This is a genomic window from Acidobacteriota bacterium (assembly GCA_033549365.1).
In the GTDB taxonomy this organism is placed as follows: Bacteria; Acidobacteriota; Aminicenantia; order Aminicenantales; family Saccharicenantaceae; genus JAWSUF01.
Window position 1 is genome coordinate 290,509 of sequence record JAWSUF010000003.1, and the last position, 20,612, is coordinate 311,120.

Consider the following 20,612-nt stretch of genomic DNA (forward strand, 5'->3'; position numbering starts at 1 on the left):
ATCGAGATCCATTGAAATCGGGATGACTTGAAATCTCATCGTGATCCACATAATATGAAACCAATGATTCCAGACTTGTCGGAACGAATTTCCCGGGCGGTTGCCCATTACTGGAAGACAAGGGCCGCCCAGAGGGAACGGCAGCAAAAAATTGGAAAATTGGATCAGGGCCTTCGCAGTGCCGTGACCGGGGGCGGCCAAATGGACGGCGTTATCGATCTTTTCAAAGGGCTTATCAGCGCTGCCGGTGTTTCCGACGAATTCATTTTCAAGAAAAAAGCCGTTGAATTGCCGGGATATTTCCGGCCGACCAAAGAGTGGGACTTGCTGGTTGTCCGCGATCATACTCTGATCGCCGCCATTGAAGCAAAATCTCAGGTCGGTCCCTCTTTCGGCAATAACTTCAACAACCGGACCGAAGAAGCGATCGGGAGTGCCTTGGATCTATGGACGGCTTTTAGATATCGTGCCTATCTCGAAAGCCCCCAGCCGTTTCTTGGATACTTTTTCATGCTGGAAGATTGTGAGGCATCCAGAAGACCCGTAGGCGTTCAGGAACCCCATTTCAAGGTTTTTCCGGAGTTTTCGGGCGCTTCCTATTCACGCCGTTATGAGCTTTTTTGCCGAAAACTTGTCCTTGAGCGCCACGACACGGCTTCGGCATTTATCATGTCTCAAGCCGAGTCCGGAATTCATGGGAGATACGAAACCCCGGCTGAGGATATATCTATTGAACGCTTTGTAAAAGTCCTCGCCGGACACCTGTCGGCTTTCTTTTAATGCCATGAATAAATCCATTCACAGATTGATCAACGGGGATGCAAGGCATTTATCATTCCTCAAGGAGTCGTCTGTTCATCTTGTCGTAACCTCGCCACCCTACTGGAACCTCAAACAGTACAACGACAATCCCGGTCAACTCGGTCATATTGATGATTATGAAGAATTTCTCGGTGAATTGGAAAAAATCTTGCGCCAACTCTATCAGGCTCTCGTTCCCGGGGGGCGATTGGTTTGTGTTGTCGGCGATGTCTGTGTGGCGCGCCGCGACTTTGGACGGCACCTGGTCTTCCCTCTGCATGCGGATATCTGTGTCATCTGTCGTCGAATCGGTTTCGACAATCTCAATCCCATTATCTGGCATAAAATCGCAAATGCCTCTTATGAAGTCCCGAATGGATCGAAGTTTCTCGGGAAACCCTACGAACCGAATGCGATCATTAAAAATGACATCGAATTCATTCTCATGCAGAGGAAACCGGGAGGATACAGGAAACCGACAGAGTCTCAAAGAGAATCCAGTCGAATCGGAAAGAAGGAATTCGACATGTGGTTCCAGCAAATATGGAACATCACGGGGGCATCGACAAAATATCATCCGGCGCCCTTTCCGCTTGAGCTGGCCTCGCGTTTGATTCGGATGTTTTCTTTCACGGACGATTGGGTTCTGGATCCTTTCTGCGGATCGGGAACAACCATGATTGCGGCAATGCGCGCGGGACGAAACAGCATTGGAATCGAGATTGACCCTGAATATTGCCGAATGGCCGCCCAATATTTGAAAGCCGAAAACGCCGGCCTGTTTTCTTCTTCGGAACTGAAATTCGAAAGAGCGCTTATCGGGACGCCGGGTTCAGTCCAGGAGGACTCCTCTTTATACGATGTCCGCCCTGCAAAATCGCCGCTTGTGTAGGACTAGATCGAGTCCAAGTCAGCGGCGCGGACGATGTCCCCTTTCCGGATGAGCTCGCGGACGCGACTCAAATCGGGTTTGAAGTAACGGTCGCGTTCGAGATGGGGGACATGGGCCCGGATCAGGGCGTGGACGGCGACGACGCCCCGGCCAGGCTTGAGAGGCTTGTGGAAATCCAGGGCCTGGGCGGCCGAGACAAGTTCGATGGCCGTAACCCACAGGGCATTTTCGAGGATCAGCCGGGCTTTCCGGCAGGCCGTCGTTCCCATGGAGACGTGGTCCTCCTGGTTGGCGCTTGTCGGAATGCTGTCGACCGAGGCCGGGTGGGCCAGGATCTTGTTTTCCGAAACGAGACTTGCGGCCGTGTACTGAGAAACCATGAGTCCGCTGTGAAGGCCGCCCTGTTCGGCCAGGAAGGCCGGCAGGCCGCTGAGCGCCGGGTTCAGCATCTGTTCGATGCGCCGCTCGGAGATGTCGGCGAGTTCGGCGACGGCGATTCCGGCCAGATCGGCGGCCAGGGCCAGGGGCTGGCCGTGGAAATTGCCGCCGCTCAAGACCCGTTCGTCCTCGGCGAAGATCAGGGGGTTGTCGGTCACGGAATTCATTTCGATGTCCAGGACGCCTCGCATCCAGCGCAGGGCGTCGCGTGTTGCGCCGTGAACCTGGGGGACGGCCCGCAGGGAATAGGCATCCTGGACCTTGGCGCAATCCTCGTGGGATGCCCGGATTTCGGAATCCCGGAGGTGTCGGCGCAGGTTCGCCGCCGTCTCAGCCGCGCCGGGATGGGGACGAACGCGGACGACGGCCTCGTCGAACGGTGCGTGGCTGCCCTTGAGAGCTTCGACGGTCATGGCCGCAGCAATGTCGGCCGTATCTGCGAGAACGGCGGCGTCGGCCGCGAAAAGGGCCAAAAGGCTGGTCATTGTCTGGGTGCCGTTGATCAGGGCCAAACCCTCTTTGGCCTCGAGCACAAGGGGCGAAAGGCCGAGTCCTGCCAGGGCTTCTACGGTACGCCGGACGCGGCCGCCGCACTCGACATCGCCGGCGCCGATGAGGGCGAGCGCCATGTGGGCGAGAGGAGCCAGATCGCCGCTTGCACCGACCGAGCCCTGTGACGGAACGACGGGATGGACACGGCGGTTGAGGAAGGCGAGAAGAAGATCGACGACCTCCTCGCGGACTCCGCTGTGTCCCAGGGCCAGACTCTGGGCGCGAAGGAGAAGCATGCCTCGGACGACTTCGGCCGGGAAGGGCTCGCCGACGGCGATCGCGTGGGAGAGGACGAGATTGCGCTGGAGCTCGCGCAGGCGGTCCGGCTCGATCCGGGTGTTCTGGAACTTGCCGAACCCGGTGTTGACGCCGTAGACGGCGTCGCCGCGGCGGAGGAGCTCCTCAATGAAGGCCCGGCTCCTGCGGATGCGCACCCGGGCGGCGTCGGCCAGGCGCACTTCTTCGAATCCCCGGACAACGCGAAGGAAATCGTCGAGCGTCAAACGGTTGTCGAGCGTGATCATGGCCTCCAAGGTAATCCACCGCCCCGATTCAAGTCAAGTTCTGTTGCTTGGCTTTGGGAAATTGAAGAGCTTAGAGGCGGCATTTTTATATGAAAAACGACGCTCCAAGAATCGGGCGGGATGGCGGATTGATGAATCGTCTACCGGTAATTGAAAATCACCGGAAAGATCGCCGCGACGAACCAGGCCCAGGCCGCAAACGCCGGCATATAGGTTGTCTGCCAGCGCTCGATGTGAGCGAAGGGGATGCGCCGGAAAAGAAAGCGTGCATAAAGAACGGCCGACCAGGCCAGATTCACGAACAGAAGCAGGTTCAAACCGAGCGCGGCCGTCTTGTTGGGACTGAACCCGAACGAGGAGATGCGCGCGACGATCGCCCACAGAGCGAGCGCGTCGACGATAAGAGCGCATGTCACAAGCAGAAGCTGGAGTGCATCGAATCGTCCGGGAGGCGCTTGCGGGTCGCGGGCCGAAACGGCGTACAGGAGCAGACCCAACACAAGGACCAGCAACAGGTCGAATCCGATGAGCACCTCCCGCTCGACGCGGATGGGGTTGCCCGTCCAGATCATGACCGCAATGAAAATGATAAGCAGCGCCGTGAAGAGCGGGGTGAAGAGCCATGTGAGGACGGGCGCCATGTTCTCGATGACGCTTTGCTTGTGTTCCACGAGCCACGCGGCGATGATGACCGCTCCCAACGCTCCGCACGGCAGCACCCATCCTCCAATCGCCTGCTCCGAGTCGAGACCGATGGCATTGAAGATGAAAAGCGTGAGACCCGTCAGAATGCCTCCGCCGAGGGCTATGAGCGTATAGTAGATGAACCACTCGCCGGAAAAGCGCACGTAGTTCATGCGATGTTCATGGCTTTGCCACCGGCCGCCGGCGTACGCGTAAAAGACCGTGAACCACAACGCGATCGGAAGATGGATCGCGGTCAGCGCCTCGGTGTGGGCGCCGGATTTGAACGGCAAAAGGTTGACAATCAGCCCTGCCGCAATGAAGGGAGCGGCAAGCCCGAACCATCCGCTCCTGTGAAGTCCGCGTTTCAGCGCAAAGAAAACGGCCAGGAGCGGGAGGACAAAGAGGCTGAAATTGCGAAGGTAGAACGATACGTTTTCCGAGGGTCCCGAGATGCGGAGACCGAAGAGTTCAGGGATCTTGACGGCAACAGCCGCGGCGATGGCCAGTCCCACGGCCGCGACGGCATCGCGTGAATGGGTCGGCGATGAAACATCGCCCGCCGGTGAAACCACAAGCTGCTTCCAGAGGCGTTCGGAATATTCGATGGCGAATTCGCGCGAAAGAGTATCCAGGGCCCCCAGGCGCTTGACGGCCACGAGGAAGGCTTCGTCCTCGTCCAGGCCCGCCTTGCGCAGCGCATCGATCTGATTGCGAAGGTGGTCCTCGAGCTCGCTGACGTCGGCGGAGTGAATCGCTTGCCGTCTCCTCAGATACTGTCGCCACTGACCGATGCGTTCTTCCAGTACTGTTTTACTTGTCACGATAGGACTCCTGTCAAGGCCATATGCCGGATTCCCTTCATCGTTTGATTCACGACTTGCCACTGGCGGCAATGGTCCTCGAGCTGCTTCGAGCCGGCACGGGTCAGCCGGTAGTACTTGCGTCGCCGTCCTGTTTCCGACCGGGCCCAGAGCGCCTCGACAAGGCCGTTGCGCTCGAGGCGGTGAAGAAGAGGGTAGAGCATGCCGTCGGTCCATTGCAGTTCGCCGCCGGACAGTTCGCCGACCCGCTTGATGACGGCGTATCCGTAACTTTCACCTTCGCTCAGGATGGCGAGCACGAGCGGCGTGGCCGAGGCGGCGACAAGATCCTTGTCGATGTTCACGATGTCGGAATTCCTTTACCTAGAGGCACTATACATAACAGTTCTATGTAAGTCAAGACGCCTCCAATCTCCAACCTATTTCTTAACCCCCCTGTACGTTGCTGCTGCCGGAAACCCCTCATCTCTGCATATTCTATTTATCCCCCCAACCCCCCTTGGAAAACAAGGGGGGCAAGCGGACGGGGTTTCCGGAGTGGGATGCTGGAGACAGCCTCTCCTCTGCCATATTTCTTAACCCCCCTGTACGCTGCCGATGCCGAAAACCCCTTCATCTCTGCATATTCTATTTATCCCCCCAACCCCCCTTGGAAAACAAGGGGGGCAAGCGGACGGGGTTTCCGGAAAGGATGGGCGATACAGGAATCGAACCTGTGACTTCTACCGTGTGAAGGTAGCACTCTGGCCGCTGAGTTAATCGCCCACGGCTTTATTCTAGTCAACTCCCGCCGAATGTCAATTTTCCGGTTGTGGCGAGCGTTGAAGTTGACATCGGCCATCATTCTGATTATATAGTGATTAATGGCTATTACGCGATGTCCCTACTGCCGGGCGATCATCGACGAAAAAGACCAGTTTTGCACGAACTGCGGAACCCAGCTTCTTTTTCCCGAAGATGAAGCCGTCGAGGAAGACATCCCCGGTGACCGAATCATCGACGTCGCCGACGAAGAGAAAGACTACGAAATCCCTCCCCCCGGGATCGAAGAGAATGAGGAGGATGGCGACGGCGATTCCGTCGCTGAAAACGATCTCGAAGAAGAAGTCATCATCATCGACGAAATCGAAGAGGCCGTCCGCCGCGCCGCGTCCGACGATTCCGATCCATCGGTGACCGAAAAGCCCCCCGTCGAAGAGCCCCCCAATGAAGAACCTCCATTCAAGGATCCTCCAATAAAGGAACCTCCGGCCAAGGATCCTCCGATCAAAGAGCCTCCGAACGAAGACGCTCCCGGGATTCCCATTGACAAGGATCCGCAGGACGAGGAGCCGTCTCATCACCGGGATCCGGAGCTGTCCGATCATGCCTCGACCGCGTCCCGGCCTCTGACCTTCGATACCGGTGAACTCGAAAAGAGCGGGAAAACCGCCGCCGACTTGGGAAAGCTGGAGATCGACCGTTGGCTTGATGATCGCAGGGAGCAGGATCAGAAAAAAGGAGACACCCTCCCGCCTTGGGCGGGAGAAATGAAAAGCTCCCGCTCCGAGGAGGGTATTGCGGATTCGGGAATCGGCCTTCCCGAGCGCGTCACTCAGGCCGCTCTGCCCTTCGGTTCGACTCCCGAGACGCAACCGGAAGAGGACATCTCCTGGAAACCCGGCGAAGACGACGAAGAACCTTCGGATTGGGCCATGGACCGGGAAGAAGAATTCGATGATTCCGGCGAATGGGAAGAGCCCGTCGAGGATGAAGTCGCACCCGTCCCGGTCCGTTCCTCACGGATGACCGGGTTTCTCAAGTCCAAAGCTTTCGATCTTTTCTTTCTCGCCGTCGTCTGGCTGATTTCGGCCGTGCTGGCGGCCCGGCTCATGGACACGTCGATCTTTCGGCTCCTGCCGGCCGCACCCAAGGCTCTTCTGGGATATTATGCCGTTCTTGTGGCCATGTATTTCTTCCTGTTCCAGTTCTTCCTGGGAGAGACCCTCGGCGACCGCATGTTCCGCCGGAAAAACGCCGGCTGACCGGATCCGAATCCTCTGAACAATTCCGCAACCTTCGTCCTTGCCTGAAGGAATCCCGGCGATGCCCAACGATGCCTGAAATCATCGGGGTCGGCCCAGGAACAACAAGCCGCGGGATCAGCCGGGTTCGGGCCGGCGGAAGATCCGGTCCCCAAGTGTTTTCCCGAAGATAATCCGGGAAAGGAGAACGTACCAACCCGAGAGCGTGGCGGCGTAGCCCAATAACGGGGTGAGGGCGTCCGCCGGCAGCCGGGCATCAGCCGTTCGAGAAACGAAAAGAGGACCCGAGGAACTTTTCCCGCACGCGGGCATCGGCGGCCAGCCTTTCGGGTGGCCCTTCCATGAGAATCTCCCCCTCATCGATAATGCAGGCCCGATCGACGATTTTGAAGGTGTCGTAGACGTTGTGATCGGAGACGACGATGCCGATGTTCCGATTCTTGAGCCGGAGAAAAATTTTCTGAAGTTCAAGAATGGTCAGGGGATCGATCCCCGTGAAGGGTTCATCCAGGAGAAGGAAGCGCGGTTTGAGAACGAGGGCCCGGCAGATTTCGAGCCTTCGCCGTTCGCCTCCGGATAGAGTGTAGGCCTCCTGGGAAGCCAAATCCTGCAAACCCAACTCTTCAAGAAGAGCGTTCGCCGAGGCCGCCCGCTCACTTCTAGCCAGACCCTGAAGCTCCAGAACCATCAGCAGGTTGCCCAGAACGGATTCCTTGAGAAAAATCGATCCTTCCTGGGGAAGATAGGTGATGCCTTTTTCCGCCCGTTCGACGGTCGTCCATTTGGAGATGTCTTCGCCGTCAAGCGACAGGCGTCCTCCGTCGGGCCGAAGAAGCCCGGCGATCATCAGAAAAGTCGTCGTCTTGCCCGCGCCGTTCCGTCCGAGAAGCCCGACGATTTCGCCGGTTCGAATGTTCAGGCCGACATCCTTGACCACGGTTCGGCGGCCGAATGTTTTCACCAGATCGCGGGCTTCCAGTACGGACATGTCAATCACTGTAGGAAATCAGGCCCCCATAGTAGAAGCATTCCCCGGGCTTGTCAACGAATGAAACCGGTCAGGCCCTTGGCAGGGCCGCCTGGTAGACGCTCAATGTTTTCCGCGCGACATCCTCCCATCCGGGCCGGACCGAAAGGGCTTTCAGGGCCGCCGCTCCCATGGCTTTTCGGGTTTCTGGCTTATCAAGGAGATCGGCCAGCTTGTCCGATAAGTCCCCGAGGTCACCGGAGTGGAATAGGCGGCCGTCCTCCCCGTCCCGGATGGCTTCGCGGTGCGGTGGAATGTCGCTGGCCAGACAACACAGGCCATGGCTTCGAGCCTCGATAAGAACGATAGGAAAGCCCTCGAGAGACGACGGCAGCACGAAAAGGGCCGCGTTGCTGAGAAGCTCGTCTTTTTCCTTCCCGCGGACATATCCCGTGAAAACGACGCCGGGGATTTTATCAGCCTGTTCCTGAAGACTGCGGACATGGGCGTCGGTGGCGCTCGATCCTCCGGCGATAACAAGCCGTGGCCTGTCCGATGCCGGCCGATCCGCGACCGCCCTGCGGTAAGCCTCCAGGAGCCAGTCGACTCTTTTTTCCGGTGTCAGGCGTCCCATAAACAGAATGAAATCCCCGCCCCTGAGATGGTATTTTTGCCGAATGATATTGGGAGATTCACGCTGCGGCAGAGTGATCCCATGAGAGACATGGGCCGTCTCGCGGCGGTACTTGTTTCGAAAATAGGTTTGCAGATCCCTCGAAACGACGATGGTTTTCCGCGGAACATGGACGACCACACGTTCGGCGATCTTGAGCAGTCTCCTTGCCAGCGGACCCCATTTCCGGGTGGCCCAGTCCAGCCGGTGGACGGTGACCACAACGGTTTTTCCGGCCATGGCGGGAATGAAGGAAAAAAATGAGGGGCCCAGGGCATGAAAATGCACAATATCGAAATTGTTAAACGCAGCGTGAACGGCGGCCGTAAAACTGTGAACGGCTGCGTCGAGATGCTTGGTCCGGATCGTGGGCAGATGGACCAGACGCATACCGTTGTGGGTTTTGAGCCGCCTGGGCGTATACCAGCTCCGGACATAAATGGTGACTTCGTGGCCGAGGGCGGCCAGGTGCCGGCCGAGTTCGTCCACGTGGTATTCGACGCCGCCGAATGTCGCCGGAACGCCTTTTTGTCCGATGAAGGCGATCTTCATATCCGCCTCTGCCGGACGGCCCGGGCAGCCTTGCGCCGGGCGATCCAGGCTGTCGTCCGAAAGAGGTGTCGTTTCATGGCGGGGGCCGCAGTGCCGATCATCCAACAGTTTTTAGGACACGTGCGGACTTTTTCGCGGACACGACGGGCCTGTTCTGAAGACCAGATTTCGTCGAAAGCTTGCTCGAGAAGGTTACCCATGCTCTCGAACCAAAAGCGCTCCTCCATGCCGTTGCAGGGAAGAACTTCTCCCCGGGGGTCGATAAAAAAGATATCCCGGCCTGCACCGCAAGGCAGGGGCCGCGTCGCCCCCGACACATATCCGGCCAGCCCGGCGTTGAAATAAGCCCGATACCAGTCCTTGATCCGCCGGGACCGGAGTTGAATTTCAGCAAGCTCCATGAAGCGTCGGGCGACGCTTTCCGGATCGGAGATCCTGTTGTCGTCCATGTGAAAATAGAAGGAATTGTGGACGGCGGCCGTGGCGAAATCCACACGCATCCGGCAGGCCAGCCGATGAAGGGGAAGAAGATCGGCCGCATTGGTGTCGGAAACCGTGACGGCAAGTCCGATGTCCTTCAGCCCCAGTTCCATGAGACCCAGAAGCGTTTTCAGACCATGGTCGAAACCGTCCGCCATCCCGCGAAGCTCGTCGTTTCGTTTGGGAAGGCCTTCCAGGCTGATCCGAAAACCGATGTCGGGATGATTTCGCGCCAGGCAAAGGATCTGGTCGGTCAGATAACCGTTTGTGGAGACAACGATGCGCCGGGCTTTTTTCTTGAGGACGGCGACGATGTCCCCGATGTCTTTTCGGAGAAACGGCTCTCCCCCTGTGATATTGCAAAACGACAGCTCGGGAAGCCGCTCGAGAACGATTGGACGAATGTCTTCCCTTTCATCGATGCGATGTTTCCATATGCCGCACATCGTGCAGCGGCTGTGGCAGGCATAGGTCGTGATGACCGCAGCCTGGAGTTTCACCGGCGGTTCTCCGCAGCCGAACGATAGGCGGTTATGAGGCCGTCGTAGTGCCGGTTGGGATGGAAATGCTCTTCGGAGAACTTCCGGGCGTTTTTTCCCATGACGGGTATTCTTTCAGGATTTTCGAGAAAAGACAAGATCGACCTCTGAAGATCGAAGGCCGATCCTGACTTGAAAAGCCGTCCCGTCTCCCCGTTGCGTACGAATTCGGGAATGCCGCCGACGAAGGCGCCGATAACCGGTTTGCCCAGAGCGAAAGCTTCAACGACGGCATAAGGGCTGTTTTCCGGCCATATCGAAGGAACGACGATGGCCAGGGACCTTCGGATTTCTTCCCAAACCCGTTCCCTTGGCTGGTGTCCGAGGAAAGCGACGTTGGTTAGGCCGAGAGTCCGGGCCGTCCTTTCGAGCGCCGTCCTTTCCGGACCGTCGCCGAGGATTTTGACCGTAACCTCGACGTTCCGAACGGCTTCGAGGAGGAGACCGACTCCTTTTTCCGTCGACAGACGGCCGGCGAAGACGAGTGTTTTTTCCGCGGGGATTGAGCTTTCGGGAGGCGGTCCCGGGTCGAAGAGGTTGGGAAGATGGCGGATCCGGCCGCGGAATCCCATGGAACGAAATTGTTGGATGAGAAAGAGGCTTGGGCTGATGAAGAGATCGACATTGCGGAAAATGCCGAGAACAGTGCGATGAAAAACCGCCTCGGCGGCGCCGAGAAAGCCGGCGGCCGCGGAGTTTTTGAGACATCGCCGGAGAACGCCATGGTAATAGCGGCCGCCGCGGCACCGGTCACAGGGCTGTCCGCCGCTCAGCAAAATGTAGGCCGGGCAGACAAGCTGATAGTCGTGAAGGGTCATGACCGTCGGAATACCGTACCGGCGGAGCCCATGGAGAATGGAGGGAGAGATCTGGCGGTGGATATTGTGGAGATGGGCGACATCGGGACGGGCTCGGCGGATCAGAGCCTCGATTTTCCGGCGCGCTTCCAGGGAATAGAGAATCCGGCCGGCGGCTTTCAGCTTGGCACTCGGGCCTTTCAGGCGGTCGAAATCGATCGGGGACATGAAGTATCGGGAATCCGGATGAGTCTCGTTCCGGGGATGACTCATGGAGAAAAAACGAACTTCGTGGCCGTGTCGCCGCAGCAGTTCGGCCGTGTCGAAAAACAGAGTTTCGCTTCCGCCTTTGCGATAGAAGAACTTGTTGACGAGGAGAATCTTCACAGGGTCTCCCGTCCGCATGCCACAGCCATTCCGGCTTTGAGTTTGGTTCGGGCTTCCATGCGAAGCTTCTCTGTGGCGGCGCGCATCCTGTCGGATATGTCCCCGGCTTCGGCCAGGGCCTCGGCAGCCAATCCGGAGATTCGTTCCGGCGAAAGATCCCCGATGTCCAGGGAATATTTCTGCAAACCCAAAGACCGAAGAGTGGAAGAGCTTTTTGGCTGGTAACCGATGGAGACGACGGGGATTCCCCGGAGAAGGGCCAGAAGCGCGGAATGGAATCGGGTGGCGATGACCAGATCGGCGCGAGCCAGACGGTCCATAACAGCGTCGGGCGGATCCGTTGCCGCTCCTCCTCCGTAGATCGCCCGGTTTTCGGGAAGGACCGTGCATAAACGCCGGTAAAGGCGCCGCGCAATCTCCCGATCATCCTCGAAACGGCCGGGTCCGCGGACCCAGGGAAGAACCAGGATTGAGGCATCAAGTCTCCGGACGATTTCGCTGCAGGCTTTTTCCAGAGCCGCCAGATAAGCCCGGCTTCGATCCCGGGCATCCCGGCGGGGCAGGTTGGGAAAACTCCACCGGCGCGGGGTGACCGCGATCAAAGGGCGTGACCGATCCCTCGGCCGCCTCGGCTCAATCGGGGGCTCGAGAAAAACGGCATCAGGGCATATTCCGACCCGGTTCCGACCCGGTGACCCGGCCAGAAGCTTGCAAAGAAATGCGTGGGATTCGTCTTCGCGGGCGAAGATTTTCCGGACGCCCCGTCCCCCCAGAGCGTTTTTCAGAAGACGGCGGGCGGCCGTGCCGTCCAAGGGGCCGAACGATTGGGGAAAATGAATCAGGGGCTTTTTCATCCAGGATGCGATTTTCACGTGGAGAATGTTCTGGAGAAACATCGGTCCCGGCAGGCGTTTTCGCCCGGTCCAGAAATATCCCCCGCCGCTGCCGATGACGAGATCGGCGGTCGAAAGACACTTCAGGAGACGCAACTTGGCGGCCGGATTTCCCGTCTCGGTCAACAACCGGGCCGTCTTTCCCGGTCGACCGGAATAAGCCGAAGGCGCGGGAAAAAGGGGCGGGAAGACATCGACATTCCAGGCATCGTAAGCGATCCTGTCGAGGGAGGCCGTTCGCGAGGTCAGGGCGATATCCGCTCCCGGATAAACCTCTCTTGCAAAATCGAGCTGGGCTTTGACGATGGCCGCGTCGCCCGTGTTGAGAACGGAGTGGGTATTGAGAATGACAATTCTCACGGCGTCCTAAATGCCCAGGCTCAGCCGTTCGGCCAGCGCCGAAGGCAGTCCGGCCTTGAGAATCTTATCCTGAGTCATCTCGATTTCGTAGTCGACACGATAAAAATTGACGATCCGCGTCTGCGAATCATAGACGGCGAAGGCCGCCTTGCTGTTGCGGTCCCGGGGTTGGCCGACCGAACCGGGATTGATGAGATAAGCTTTGTCTTTTTCCAGTTTCACTTCGGTGGCTTCCCCCTCGATGAGCGTCCCTTCGGCCGAATGATTGTGCCGGGCGTAGACGAACGGGAAATGGGTGTGCCCGAAAAAGCAGACCGGGGTCCGGAAATAATCGAAGGCCTCCATGGCGTCGCCTTCTCCGAAGATGTAGTAGTCCTCGTCGAAGGGTGCTCCGTGGCAGACGGAAACATCCCCGTCGACGATCTCGGGACCCCGCGGCAGAGCGGCCAGGAGTTCGAGATTGTGTTTTTTTATGTTTGTCTTGGCCCACTCGATGGCCGCTGCGGCAATGGGATTGAAGGTCTGGATGGTGTCGAGATCGCAGACGGCCTTGTCGTGGTTGCCCCGGATGATGGACAGGGGCTTGAGGCCGAGGACTTTCTGCACGACCTCATTGGGCGATGCTCCATAACCGACGAGATCGCCAAGACAGAGGGTGCGGTCGATTTTCTTTCGCGCCGCCGTCTTGAGGACGGCATTCAGTGCTTCCAGATTGCCGTGAATGTCCGTCAACACCAGATAGCGCATGATTCATGCCTTTCGTTTCGACGAGAGGAAGAGTTTTTCCGCAAAATAGGAACTCCGGATCAGCGGGCCGGAGGCGACGTCCCGAAATCCGAATGTCAGGGCCGAGGTCCGCAGCCGGTCGAAATCGCCGGGAGGATAATACCGCGCGACGGGCGCATGAGCCTTTGACGGCCTGAGGTATTGGCCGATCGTCAGCAGATCACACCCGGCCGATCTCAGGTCGGCGAAACTTCGCTGAAGGTCCTCTTCGGATTCGCCGAGTCCGACCATAAGGCCCGACTTGACGAGGGCACCCCGCCGCCCGGCCGCGGCTAGGACCCCGAGGGATCTCCGATAGTTTTCCAGGGGCCGCAGGATGGCCGGGTAGAGGGATTCCACGGTTTCCAAATTGTGATTGAGGGCATCGGGCCCGGCTGCGAGTACGGTCTCCAGGGCCTTCGCATCGCCCCCGAAATCGGGGATCAGCGCCTCGATCCGCGTTTCGGGACAGGCCCTGCGTACGGCCCGAATCGTCGCGGCGAAATGCCCGGCGCCCCCGTCGGGCAGATCGTCCCGCGTCACCGAGGTGATGACGGCATACCGAAGTCCGAGGGTCCGGACGGCATCGGCGGTTCGGGCCGGCTCATCGGGATCGGGGGGCGCAGGAGATCCTTTGGCCACGGCGCAAAACGCGCAGGTGCGGGTGCAGACATCGCCCAGGATCATGAACGCGGCCGTTTGTTGGGACCAGCACTCGCCGATGTTCGGACATCGGGCGCTTCGGCAGACCGTGTGGAGCCCCTTTTTCCTCAGGAGTCCCGAGACTTCGGAGCAATCCCGGCCGAACGGCGGCCGGACCTTGAGCCAATCGGGTTTACGCGTCCCGACGGCTTTCGATGCTTCAGATGCAGGGAGAATGGCAAACGCTCCCAAAATTCAATTTTGCCCCGCGATAGGAAAAAGTTTCCAGGCCGGAGAAAGAATCCCTCAGTATTCGAAGTCGCGTTCTCTGCGGAGACGCCGTCTCATGCGCTTGCGCGCCTGGGCGGCTTTCATCCGCCGCTTCTCTCCGGGTTTGTAGAACACGGAATGCTTCTTGATTTCCTTGATGATGGCTTCCTGCTGGACCTTCCGTTTGAAGCGGCGCAGAGCGGCCTCGAGGTTTTCGCCTTCGTCCAAAATGACGAACGCCAAAAAAATCACCTCCTCACCTGGAAAAAAATACAAGGCTTTATACCCCGACTCCGGGTCCGATGTCAAGGAGAGCGCGGTTTGAGGCGCCCGCCGGCCTCACGAATGCAGGCCCTGGCCCCGGCCCTCATAGGCTCGACAAAAGGAACGGAGAGGTCGCCATCCCTGAGGACGAGAGGAATTTCCGTGCAGCCGGCCATGACGGCCTCGGCGCCGGCTTCGATCAGCCTCCCGGCCGCGGCTCTGATGATATCGCGGGGACGGCCTTCGATCGTTCCGGCCTTAACGCCGTCTTTCCCGAAAACCGCCGTCATGACCAGTGCTTGATCCTTATCGGAAGGTGTCAGAATCTTCAATCCGGCCGGCTCGAAGACGGCATGAACGACGCGGGACATCAAGGTTCCCGTCGTGGCCAGGAGACCGACCGTGCGGACTTCGGGCCGGATCTCCCGGAGTTCTCGGAGGGCCTCTTCCAGGATGTTGACGAAAGGCCGCCGGGTCCGGGCTGCGACCTGAGGCCAGAAATGGTGGGCTGTGACGCAGGGCATGACCAGGATGTCCGCTCCGGCCGCCTCCAAGGCGGTGATGCCTTGAATCAACCAGGGGGCGGGACTGTCCCCGCCATAAAGGATGGCCGCCGTTCTGTCGGGGACCTGGGGACGGCTGTAGAGAACGGCGGGGATGTGGTCCCTGTCGCCCGCCGCTTCCGTGTTCCGGATGACGAGTTCGAGAAATCGGACCGAGGCTTCGGGTCCCATCCCGCCCAGAATGCCGAGAGTTTTCATGCGCCCATGATAATCCCGCCAGTTCCCGCAGGCAAGCGGTTTGTGCCGGATTCGCGGGACGGACGGCATGTGGTATAAAAGATAGTGAAAGCGAGGCGCGAATGACTCCTGACCGGAACCGAATCTTGTGCGTGCCCCGCCTTGACGGCATCCCTTGGCTTGTCCATGGCTTTGGGACGGCGGCCTGGACGGAGGACGATTTCGCCTCAAGCGAAGCCTTGCGCGATTTCCGTCCGGTCTATCTCCGGCAGATCCACACGGATATCGTCCGCACACCGGACCCGGACGCCGACGAGTCGCCCGAGGGAGATGCCTGGGTCACCGACTCGCCCGGCTTTCTTCTTGTGATCAAGACGGCCGACTGCCTTCCCCTCCTTCTCGTCGATCCCCGTCGCCGTGCCGTCGGGGCCGTCCACTGCGGCTGGAGAAGCACGCGTCTCGGCATCGCCGCGAAGGCCGTTCAGGCCATGGCGGAGCGGTTCGGAGCCGACCCGGCCGCCTTAATCGCGGCGCTGGGGCCTTGCATCGGGACACCCTGCTACGAAGTCGGAACCGAAGTCGCCCGGGAATTCCGGGACGCAGGGCTGCCGGATGTTCTCCGCCCGCATCCTTCGAACCCGGAGCAAAGTTTTCTCGATCTCCACGAGGCGAACAAACGACAGCTGTTGAAATCCGGCCTCGGCGCGGACCATATCGTCTCCCTCGATCTCTGCACCCGCTGCGAGCCCGCCCTTCACTCCTGGCGCCGCGACCGCAACCCCGCCGCCCGCATGCTCAACTTCATCGGCCTCCACCCACCTCATCGGTCTCCCCCTCAATAAGAAAAATGCGGCTCACAGAAAATCGCCCATAACGCAAATTGACTTCCCCCGAGCCTAAACCGCGGAAACCGATTTGCATTTTATCCGCGTTTTCCTTATGATTCTCCTACTATGGAAAAACCCATCGGTGAAATGAATCTGACAGGTGTCCCGCTTTTTAATAAGGGAAAGGTCCGCAATGTCTATGAAGTCGACGACAAGCTGCTCATCGTGGCCACGGACAGGGTCTCGGCCTTCGATTTCGTTCTGCCTTCCCTGATTCCGCATAAAGGCCGTGTTCTGACTCAGCTTTCCCGCTTCTGGTTTGACTTCACATCCCTCATTTGTCCCAACCACCTCATCGAATCCGAAGCCGCGCAATTCCCCGAAATCCTCCAGCCGTTTCGCGACATCCTCGACAAGCGGTCCATGCTCGTCCGCCGGACCGAGGTCATCCCGATCGAGTGCGTCGTCCGGGGCTATGTTTCGGGTTCCGGTTGGAAGGAATACAAGGAATCCGGAAAAATCTGCGGCATCAAGCTTCCCAAAGGGCTGCAGGAATCCGATCGGCTGGAAGAGCCCATCTTCACGCCGGCGACAAAGGCCGACCACGGCCACGACATCAACATCACCTTCAAGGAGATGCAGAAAACCGTGGGCGCCGACCTGGCCGCCCGGCTCCGGAAACTGAGTCTGGAACTCTACACCAAAGCCTCCCTCCACGCCATTTCCAAAGGCATCATCATCGCCGACACCAAGTTCGAATTCGGGCTGGCCGGGAACGACATCCTCCTGATCGACGAAATCTTCACTCCCGACTCCTCGCGGTTCTGGCCGCTGGCCGAATATGCTCCCGGGAAGTCCCAACCCAGTCTCGACAAGCAGTTTGTCCGCGACTATCTGGAGACGACGGACTGGGACAAGAATTCAGAACCTCCCGTGCTTCCCGAAAACATCATCACCCGGACATCGGAGAAATACATCGAGATTTACCGGCTTCTCACCGGAAACGACGACCTTCCATGAGCGGCCGGGTCGACCTTCACGTTCACTCCGACCGGAGTTGTGACGGCGATTTTTCTCCGGCCGAACTTGTCCGGATGGCCGCGGACATTGGTCTCCGGACGCTTTCCATCACCGATCACGATTCCGTCGCCGCCTATCCCGAAGCCGTGGCTTTCGGAGACGAGGCCGGCGTGGAGGTCATCCCGGGCATGGAGATCACGACGCTCTACGATGAAAGAGAATTTCATCTCCTTCTGCCCTTTGTCGATTGGACGCGCGAAGCCGTTTTCCACATCGTCGACTGCATGTCCGTCGCCCGTGAGCATGAGGCGCGGGAACGAGTCTCGCGGCTTCAGGAGATCGGACTGCCGTTGACCTGGGAAGAAGTCCGGGCGGTCACGGACGGAGTACCGCCGCTCGGCGTCAAGATCGCCCAAATTCTTCTGGACAAACCGGAGAGCACCGCCGATTCGCGGCTGGCCGCGTATTTCAAATCCGACCGGAGACCCTACGCGCCTTATCATTTCTATCAGGACTATTTCGCCGAGGGAAAACCGGCCTACGTGTCCAAAAATCACATCGCTCTCGTCGATGTCCTGGCGCTGGCGCCGGCCACGGGAGGCGTTCCGGTCCTGGCCCATCCCGGGGCCTATTTCCAGAGGACGACCCGCGATGATCTTTGGGCGCTCAAAGAATCAGGGCTGGCCGGGCTCGAGGTCTATACAACCTATCACACGCCTGATCAGACGGCCCTCTTTCGGGATTTGGCAGAGGAATTCGACCTTGTGGCCACGGCGGGATCGGATTTTCACGGCCGCATCAAGCCCCGCGTGGTTTTGGGCGGGGTGAAACAGGGTGTCTACGGGATGGTCGATGCCCTGAGGGAGAGAAGGACGGCGCCGTGAATTGGCTGGATGTCATGATCCTGGCCCTTCTTGTCATCACGCTCGTTCTGGGCCTTGTCAAGGGGCTGGTCCGGCAGATCGTGGGATTGGCCTCCGTCATCGCCGGGCTGGTCCTGGCCGTTCTCTATTTCAAGCCGGCCTCTTCCCTGATCCGGGGATTCGTGTCGTCCGACCTCCTGCGGCATTTCATCGGATTTCTGGCCGTGTTCGCCGCCGTGTTGGCCGCCGGATCGCTTCTCGGCTGGCTGCTCGGCAAGGCCATGATCGGCCCTCTCCGGTTCCTCAATCATGCCGCCGGGGGGGCTCTTGGACTCGTTAAAGGCGTTCTCATTTCGGGCGTCGTTGTTTTGGCCCTTCTCCTTCTGGATGACGGGCACAATGCCCCGATCCGCAACACCCTGATGACGTCGCGACTTGCGCCGCCCTGTTATCATGCCGTTCGAACTCTTGTCCTTCTGATTCCCCAGGGGCTCCGGGAGACATTCACCCAATCGACCGACAAAATCCGGGGAGGCCCGGCCGGACATGGACAAAAAATTTGAAGCCCTGAACCTCCATCAGAAGCTGGAAATCATCATCCAGGAGATGGTGGATCGCGACCTGAGCCTCAAGGATTCCATTCGGGAATTTGAAAAAATCTATGTGGAGACGACGGCCCGAAAATACAAAGGCAACAAGACCAAGACGGCCAAGGCTCTGGGCATCCATCGCAATACGCTCCATAATCGATCTAAAACACTGAAAACAAAGAAAAAAAGAAATATTTAGCAATCCTTCGGCTTAACTGCTAAAAAATTTGTATTCCCCTCTTGACAAATCGCCGGAGTTTGTTCTATATTAGCATTCGCAGCAATTCACTGCTAATCTTTAAGGAGGTTCATATATGAAGGTTCAACCTTTGTATGACAGAGTGCTGCTCAAGAGACTTGAGCTGCAGGAAGTGAAGAAGGGGGGAATCATCATCCCCGACACAGCCAAGGAAAAGCCTCAGGAAGCCGAAGTCATCGAAGCCGGCAAGGGCCGCGTGACCGATGAGGGCAAGACCGTGGCTCTTCAGGTCAAAAAGGGCGACACCGTCCTGATCGGCAAGTACAGCGGCACGGAAGTCACCGTGGACGACGTCGAACTCGTCATCGTCCGCGAGGACGAGATCCTGGCCGTGATCACGAAGTAGGAGAAGCAGACATGGCAAAACAGATCATACTCGGCGACGACGCCCGGCAAGGCTTGCTCAAGGGCGTCAATATTCTCAGCAACCTCGTCAAGGAAACGCTCGGCCCCCGCGGCAAGAACGTTATCCTGGACAAGAAATTCGGCTCCCCCACGAGCACCAAGGACGGCGTCACCGTGGCCAAGGAAGTCGAGCTCAAGGATCCGTGGGAAAATATGGGCGCCCAGCTCGTCAAGGAAGTCGCGTCCAAGACCTCGGACGTGGCTGGTGACGGCACCACGACGGCCACAGTTCTGGCCCAGTCCATCTTTGCCGAAGGCCTGAAATACGTCACGGCCGGCGCCAATCCCAACATGATCAAAAAGGGAATCGAGAAAGCCGCCGCAGTCATCGTGGACGACCTCAAGACCCTGAGCCGCGAAGTCTCCGGCGAGATGATCGCCCAGGTCGGCGCCATCTCGGCCAACAACGACCCCGACATCGGCAAGATCATCGCCGACGCCATGGACAAGGTCGGCAAGGACGGCGTCATCACGGTCGAGGAAGCCAAGGGGCTCGAAACGACCATGGACATCGTCGAAGGCATGCAGTTCGACCGCGGCTACCTGTCCCCGTATTTCATCACCGATCCCGACCGCATGGAATGCGTCCTCAACAATCCGTTGATTCTTCTCCATGAGAAGAAGATCGCCAACCTGAGGGAACTCCTGCCCCTGCTCGAACACGTGGCCAAGATGGGCCGTCCGCTTCTCGTCATCGCCGAAGAGGTCGAAGGCGAGGCACTGGCCACCCTGGTCGTCAACAAGCTCAAGGGCACCTTCCAGTGCTGCGCCGTCAAGGCCCCTGGCTTCGGCGACCGGCGTAAGGCCATGCTCGAAGATATCGCCATTCTGACCGGCGGAAAGGTCATCACCGAGGACATCGGCGTCAAGCTCGAAAACGTCGGCGCCGACTGGCTGGGCGAGACCCAGAAGGCCGTCATCGACAAGGACAACACGACCATCGTCGAGGGCAAGGGCAAGACCCAGGACGTTCAGGCCCGGATCAAGCAGATCCGCACCCAGATCGAAGAGACGACATCCGATTACGACCGCGAAAAGCTCCAGGAACGCCTGGCCAAGATGGTCGGCGGTGTCGCCCTGATCAAGGTTGGAGCGGCCACCGAGACCGAGCTCAAGGAAAAGAAGGCCCGGGTCGAGGACGCCATGCACGCCACCAAGGCGGCCGTCGAAGAGGGCATCGTGCCCGGCGGCGGCGTCGCCCTGCTCAGGGCTCAGGCCGCCCTGGACAAGATCAAAGTCGAAGGCGACATGCAGATCGGCGTCAATATCGTCCGCCGCGCCGTCGAGGAACCTCTCCGCCAGATCGCCAACAACGCCGGCGTCGAGGGCTCCATCGTGGTCGAGAAGGTCAAGGACATGAAGCCCGATCACGGCTTCAATGCGCTCACCGAGAAATATGAGGACATGATCAAGGCCGGGATCCTCGATCCCACCAAGGTTGTCCGCACGGCCCTCCAGAACGCCTCCAGCATCGCCAGCCTGCTCCTTACCACGGAGGGCTGCATCGCCGAGCTTCCCGAGGAAGACAAGGGCCCGAAGTATCCCGTCCCTCCGGGCGGCGACATGTATTGATCGTGCAT

At 58.9% G+C, this 20,612-nt stretch carries 22 protein-coding genes and 1 tRNA gene; 10 read left to right on the forward strand and 13 right to left on the reverse strand.

Annotation, left to right across the window (positions count from 1 at the left end; genetic code table 11):
- Nucleotides 1-54 precede the first annotated feature (54 nt).
- Nucleotides 55-780: a PaeR7I family type II restriction endonuclease gene (locus SCM96_06570; GenBank protein MDW7760285.1), complete on the forward strand. Its 726-nt coding sequence runs from the start codon at nt 55-57 to the stop codon at nt 778-780.
- A gap of 4 nt (nt 781-784) precedes the next feature.
- Nucleotides 785-1,693, forward strand: a complete 909-nt coding sequence (locus SCM96_06575) for a site-specific DNA-methyltransferase (protein MDW7760286.1) — start codon at nt 785-787, stop codon at nt 1,691-1,693.
- 2 nt (nt 1,694-1,695) lie between these two features.
- Here the strand turns inward: SCM96_06575 and hutH are convergent, their stop codons facing one another.
- The 4 genes from hutH to SCM96_06595 all read right to left on the reverse strand — a co-directional run bounded on the left by hutH (nt 1,696) and on the right by SCM96_06595 (nt 5,480).
- Entirely contained in the window at nt 1,696-3,207 is a 1,512-nt protein-coding gene (hutH, locus tag SCM96_06580; GenBank protein MDW7760287.1) for a histidine ammonia-lyase, read from the reverse strand.
- 140 nt (nt 3,208-3,347) lie between these two features.
- On the reverse strand, nt 3,348-4,715 hold the full coding sequence (locus SCM96_06585) for a permease prefix domain 1-containing protein (GenBank protein MDW7760288.1): 1,368 nt from the start codon (nt 4,713-4,715) through the stop codon (nt 3,348-3,350).
- Complete coding sequence (locus SCM96_06590; protein MDW7760289.1) at nt 4,712-5,059, reverse strand: helix-turn-helix transcriptional regulator; 348 nt, start codon at nt 5,057-5,059, stop codon at nt 4,712-4,714. Before SCM96_06590 ends, SCM96_06585 begins: the two co-directional genes overlap by 4 nt.
- 348 nt (nt 5,060-5,407) lie before the next feature.
- Nucleotides 5,408-5,480, reverse strand: a tRNA-Val gene (locus SCM96_06595).
- 98 nt (nt 5,481-5,578) lie between these two features.
- Between SCM96_06595 and SCM96_06600 the strand changes: the two genes are divergently transcribed.
- A complete protein-coding gene (locus tag SCM96_06600) occupies nt 5,579-6,739 on the forward strand; it encodes a zinc ribbon domain-containing protein (protein ID MDW7760290.1) in 1,161 nt (386 codons plus the stop codon).
- A gap of 256 nt (nt 6,740-6,995) precedes the next feature.
- On the opposite strand, the gene lptB is transcribed toward SCM96_06600, so the two are convergent.
- The 9 genes from lptB to SCM96_06645 all read right to left on the reverse strand — a co-directional run bounded on the left by lptB (nt 6,996) and on the right by SCM96_06645 (nt 15,089).
- Complete coding sequence (gene lptB / locus SCM96_06605) at nt 6,996-7,727, reverse strand: LPS export ABC transporter ATP-binding protein (protein ID MDW7760291.1); 732 nt, start codon at nt 7,725-7,727, stop codon at nt 6,996-6,998.
- Between the two features lie 70 nt (nt 7,728-7,797).
- Nucleotides 7,798-8,931 (reverse strand): glycosyltransferase family 4 protein, encoded by a 1,134-nt coding sequence (locus tag SCM96_06610; GenBank protein MDW7760292.1) that lies wholly within the window; start codon nt 8,929-8,931, stop codon nt 7,798-7,800.
- Complete coding sequence (locus tag SCM96_06615) at nt 8,928-9,911, reverse strand: radical SAM protein (protein ID MDW7760293.1); 984 nt, start codon at nt 9,909-9,911, stop codon at nt 8,928-8,930. Before SCM96_06615 ends, SCM96_06610 begins: the two co-directional genes overlap by 4 nt.
- The gene (locus SCM96_06620) at nt 9,908-11,134 is read right to left on the reverse strand and encodes a glycosyltransferase (protein MDW7760294.1); all 1,227 of its coding nucleotides are present in this window, start codon (nt 11,132-11,134) and stop codon (nt 9,908-9,910) included. The genes SCM96_06615 and SCM96_06620 overlap by 4 nt, the downstream gene beginning before the upstream one ends.
- Complete coding sequence (locus SCM96_06625) at nt 11,131-12,387, reverse strand: polysaccharide pyruvyl transferase family protein (protein MDW7760295.1); 1,257 nt, start codon at nt 12,385-12,387, stop codon at nt 11,131-11,133. The genes SCM96_06620 and SCM96_06625 overlap by 4 nt, the downstream gene beginning before the upstream one ends.
- Nucleotides 12,388-12,393: 6 nt before the next feature.
- Complete coding sequence (locus SCM96_06630; protein MDW7760296.1) at nt 12,394-13,134, reverse strand: metallophosphoesterase family protein; 741 nt, start codon at nt 13,132-13,134, stop codon at nt 12,394-12,396.
- Nucleotides 13,135-13,137: 3 nt separating this feature from the next.
- The gene (gene lipA, locus SCM96_06635; protein ID MDW7760297.1) at nt 13,138-14,046 is read right to left on the reverse strand and encodes a lipoyl synthase; all 909 of its coding nucleotides are present in this window, start codon (nt 14,044-14,046) and stop codon (nt 13,138-13,140) included.
- Nucleotides 14,047-14,100: 54 nt separating this feature from the next.
- Nucleotides 14,101-14,307 (reverse strand): 30S ribosomal protein S21, encoded by a 207-nt coding sequence (rpsU, locus tag SCM96_06640; GenBank protein MDW7760298.1) that lies wholly within the window; start codon nt 14,305-14,307, stop codon nt 14,101-14,103.
- Between the two features lie 62 nt (nt 14,308-14,369).
- Nucleotides 14,370-15,089: an amino acid racemase gene (locus tag SCM96_06645; GenBank protein ID MDW7760299.1), complete on the reverse strand. Its 720-nt coding sequence runs from the start codon at nt 15,087-15,089 to the stop codon at nt 14,370-14,372.
- Between the two features lie 101 nt (nt 15,090-15,190).
- Between SCM96_06645 and pgeF the strand changes: the two genes are divergently transcribed.
- The 7 genes from pgeF (at nt 15,191) to groL (ending at nt 20,604) form a co-directional block, all read left to right on the forward strand.
- Nucleotides 15,191-15,910 carry a peptidoglycan editing factor PgeF gene (pgeF, locus tag SCM96_06650; protein ID MDW7760300.1) on the forward strand — a complete coding sequence of 240 codons (720 nt, stop codon included), beginning with the start codon at nt 15,191-15,193 and terminating at the stop codon, nt 15,908-15,910.
- 111 nt (nt 15,911-16,021) lie between these two features.
- Entirely contained in the window at nt 16,022-16,915 is an 894-nt protein-coding gene (locus SCM96_06655) for a phosphoribosylaminoimidazolesuccinocarboxamide synthase (GenBank protein ID MDW7760301.1), read from the forward strand.
- The gene (locus tag SCM96_06660) at nt 16,912-17,799 is read left to right on the forward strand and encodes a PHP domain-containing protein (GenBank protein ID MDW7760302.1); all 888 of its coding nucleotides are present in this window, start codon (nt 16,912-16,914) and stop codon (nt 17,797-17,799) included. The genes SCM96_06655 and SCM96_06660 overlap by 4 nt, the downstream gene beginning before the upstream one ends.
- Nucleotides 17,796-18,341 carry a CvpA family protein gene (locus tag SCM96_06665; protein ID MDW7760303.1) on the forward strand — a complete coding sequence of 182 codons (546 nt, stop codon included), beginning with the start codon at nt 17,796-17,798 and terminating at the stop codon, nt 18,339-18,341. The genes SCM96_06660 and SCM96_06665 overlap by 4 nt, the downstream gene beginning before the upstream one ends.
- The gene (locus tag SCM96_06670; GenBank protein MDW7760304.1) at nt 18,325-18,567 is read left to right on the forward strand and encodes a helix-turn-helix domain-containing protein; all 243 of its coding nucleotides are present in this window, start codon (nt 18,325-18,327) and stop codon (nt 18,565-18,567) included. The genes SCM96_06665 and SCM96_06670 overlap by 17 nt, the downstream gene beginning before the upstream one ends.
- Nucleotides 18,568-18,682: 115 nt before the next feature.
- Complete coding sequence (locus SCM96_06675) at nt 18,683-18,973, forward strand: co-chaperone GroES (protein MDW7760305.1); 291 nt, start codon at nt 18,683-18,685, stop codon at nt 18,971-18,973.
- Between the two features lie 11 nt (nt 18,974-18,984).
- Nucleotides 18,985-20,604 carry a chaperonin GroEL gene (gene groL / locus SCM96_06680; GenBank protein ID MDW7760306.1) on the forward strand — a complete coding sequence of 540 codons (1,620 nt, stop codon included), beginning with the start codon at nt 18,985-18,987 and terminating at the stop codon, nt 20,602-20,604.
- Nucleotides 20,605-20,612 lie beyond the last annotated feature (8 nt).